This is a genomic window from Jannaschia seosinensis (assembly GCF_001408515.1).
Taxonomy (GTDB): Bacteria; Pseudomonadota; Alphaproteobacteria; order Rhodobacterales; family Rhodobacteraceae; genus Jannaschia; species Jannaschia seosinensis.
Map to the genome: position 1 here is coordinate 1 of NZ_CYPR01000038.1, position 2,458 is coordinate 2,458.

Here is a 2,458-nt window from a genome sequence, read left to right on the forward strand (position 1 = left end):
CGTTCAGCCGACCCCGGGTCAGCAATGACAATCCGTTCTCCGAGGCCCTGTTCCGGACCTGCAAATATACGCCCGGTTGGCCAACCCGCGGCTTCGCGACGATCGAGGAGGCGCAGATCTGGGTCCAGACCTTCGTCACCTGGTACAACACCGAGCATCGGCACAGCGCCATCCGCTTCGTGACACCCGACCAGCGCCATCGTGGCGAGGAAAAGGCGCTGCTGGCAGAGCGCCACCGCGTCTACCAGATGGCCCGCGCCGTACACCCGGAACGCTGGTCAGGTCAGACCCGCGACTGGCAGCCCATCGGCTCGGCCTGGCTTAACCCCGAGCGACCCGATGCCGGGCGCAGAGGCCATGGGGCTGCCGACGCGCTCCCTCATGAAGCTGGCGGCGGCGGCCCCATGGCCGGCCCAGCCGAGAACGCAGCGTGAAAACGAGTGCAGGCGACAACTACCTTGACGAACACCGTTCACAAACTGGTTCACATCGGCCGCTGAGCGGACGGCGTGACCCGGGCCGAAGATGGGGTCTTCACCTCGTTCGCAGGAACGGGATCTTCTACTTTCGCCGACGCTGGCCTAAGGCGCTTCGTGTCGTCGGGGCACCCGAATTTCTGTCCGTCTCGCTTCGCACCCACATTCTCGCCGACGCGGTAAAGCGGTCTGCCGACCTGCTTGCCGCCATCGAGGCGGGAGAGCGGAAGATGATTGTGGAACTGGCTGACGCACCGGGCAATGAATGGCGGACTAAGGCGCTGATCCGTGAGCACGTGCGCGGGGCAATCTCCAGCATGATGGCGCGCCTGGAGGCGCCGTTCGACCCGCAGGAGAGCGAAGCCTATGTCGCGTCTCTGCGACAGCAGCAAGGAGCCGTGGGAACTGCCCTGCAAGCGCGGGATTGGAGTCATGCTTCCGATCTCGCGTCAGATACCGCCGATCTTGTTGGCCTGCCGCGCGAGGCTTTGGCAGATCCCGCGATCGCCGGGCGCATCCTGGTTAACACGCGTGAGCTGCTCAACGTGGCTTTGTCAGCTGCACACGACTGCGAAGTCCCGCTGCGCCTCGGGAAGGCCCTTCTCGAAGAAGTCGGTCTGAAGGCGGATTGCGCCTCTCTGAAACCACCGATGTCGCTCTCGGAAGCAGTCGAGAAAGAGTGCGAGGACGCTCCGGTCGACGTCGAAAAGAAATTCCGTGCTGTTGGATGTTACGGAGAACTGACCCAGCATTGTCACCGAGATCTGACCCGCCCGGTAGTTATGGTTGTTGGTTCATGATGGGGTCAATACTGCTGTCTCCTTCCGTTTCTTCTTCGCTGTCTCGGAGCTTGCCTTGAAGCGGTAGCTGTCGTTGCCGCTCTCCAGGATGTGGCAGCGATGGGTGAGGCGATCGAGCAGCGCGGTGGTCATCTTGGCATCACCGAAGACGCTCGCCCACTCGCTGAAGCTCAGGTTGGTGGTGATGACGACGCTGGTGCGCTCGTAGAGCTTGCTCAATAGGTGGAACAGCAGCGCGCCGCCCGAGGCGCTGAACGGCAGGTATCCCAGCTCGTCGAGGATCACCAATTCGGTCTTCACCAGCGCCTCGGCAATCTTGCCGGCCTTTCCCTGTGCCTTTTCCTGTTCCAGCGCATTTACCAGCTCGACGGTCGAGAAGAAGCGCACGCGTTTGCGGTGATGCTCGATGGCCTGGACGCCGAGGGCGGTCGCGACATGACTTTTCCCCGTGCCGCGTCCGCCGATCAGCACGACATTCTCGGCCGCATCCATGAACTCGCACCGATGGAGTTGACGCACGAGGGCTTCGTTGATCTCGCTGGCGGCGAAGTCGAAGCCGAACAGGTCCTTGTAGGCCGGGAAGCGCGCGGCCTTCATGTGATAGGAGATGGAGCGCACCTCGCGTTCAGCCATTTCAGCCTTGAGCAACTGCGACAGCATCGGCATCCAATCGTCGGGAAAACAGTCCCCCGGACTGTTTTCTGATCCTCCTCATACCTCGAACGCTGGGGCACCTTGTTCCATGAGGTCATGCACCGCCTGCGCCATGCCCGGCATTTTGAGGCTGCGCAGCATGATGACGATGGCGGCTCCGGCGGGATCATGACGCATGACGTGTTCCTCCCCGCAGTCCGTCGTAGCGTGCGACATTGGCCTCAGGTTCCTTCGTCAGAACGAGACTTGAAGGGGGCGTCACATCGAGCCGGTCGGTCGGTGTGCCATCCACCAGCCTGTGGAGCAGGTTCAGCACATGGGTCTTGGTCGGCACGCCCGCCTCCAGCGCCATTTCCACGGCGCACAGCACCGCCTGTTCATCGTGATGCAGGACCAGCGACAGGATCTCGACCATCTCGCGATCGCCGCCGGGCTTGCGCAGCATCTGATCCTGCAACTGGCGGAATGCCTCCGGCATCTCGACAAACGGGGCGCCGTTACGAAGCGCGCCCGGCTTGCGCTGAACCA

2 protein-coding genes and 3 pseudogenes are annotated in these 2,458 nt (G+C 62.7%); 3 read left to right on the plus strand and 2 right to left on the minus strand.

Translation table 11 applies throughout. The annotated features are described in order from the left end of the window. The 3 genes and pseudogenes from JSE7799_RS03005 to JSE7799_RS03010 all read left to right on the plus strand — a co-directional run. Window positions 1–434: integrase core domain-containing protein (locus tag JSE7799_RS03005; RefSeq protein WP_144431536.1), on the plus strand; the 434-nt coding region annotated here is incomplete at its 5' end. Then, window positions 431–679: pseudogene (locus tag JSE7799_RS22185) on the plus strand (DUF6538 domain-containing protein); the annotation flags it as partial. The gene JSE7799_RS03005 and the pseudogene JSE7799_RS22185, both read left to right, overlap by 4 nt. A 27-nt stretch (window positions 680–706) precedes the next feature. After that, window positions 707–1,276, plus strand: coding sequence for a hypothetical protein (locus JSE7799_RS03010; protein WP_055662282.1), 570 nt, complete (start codon window positions 707–709; stop codon window positions 1,274–1,276). Here JSE7799_RS03010 and istB read toward each other — a convergent pair. Further along, a pseudogene (istB, locus tag JSE7799_RS03015) lies at window positions 1,271–1,933 on the minus strand (IS21-like element helper ATPase IstB); the annotation flags it as partial. The gene JSE7799_RS03010 and the pseudogene istB overlap by 6 nt on opposite strands. Window positions 1,934–2,096: 163 nt before the next feature. After that, window positions 2,097–2,458: pseudogene (locus tag JSE7799_RS03020) on the minus strand (IS21 family transposase); the annotation flags it as partial.

Bases quoted from the DNA above. Each gene is read 5' to 3' on its own strand.
- JSE7799_RS03010 (WP_055662282.1), top strand. From the start codon at position 707: ATGATTGTGGAACTGGCTGACGCACCGGGCAATGAATGGCGGACTAAG.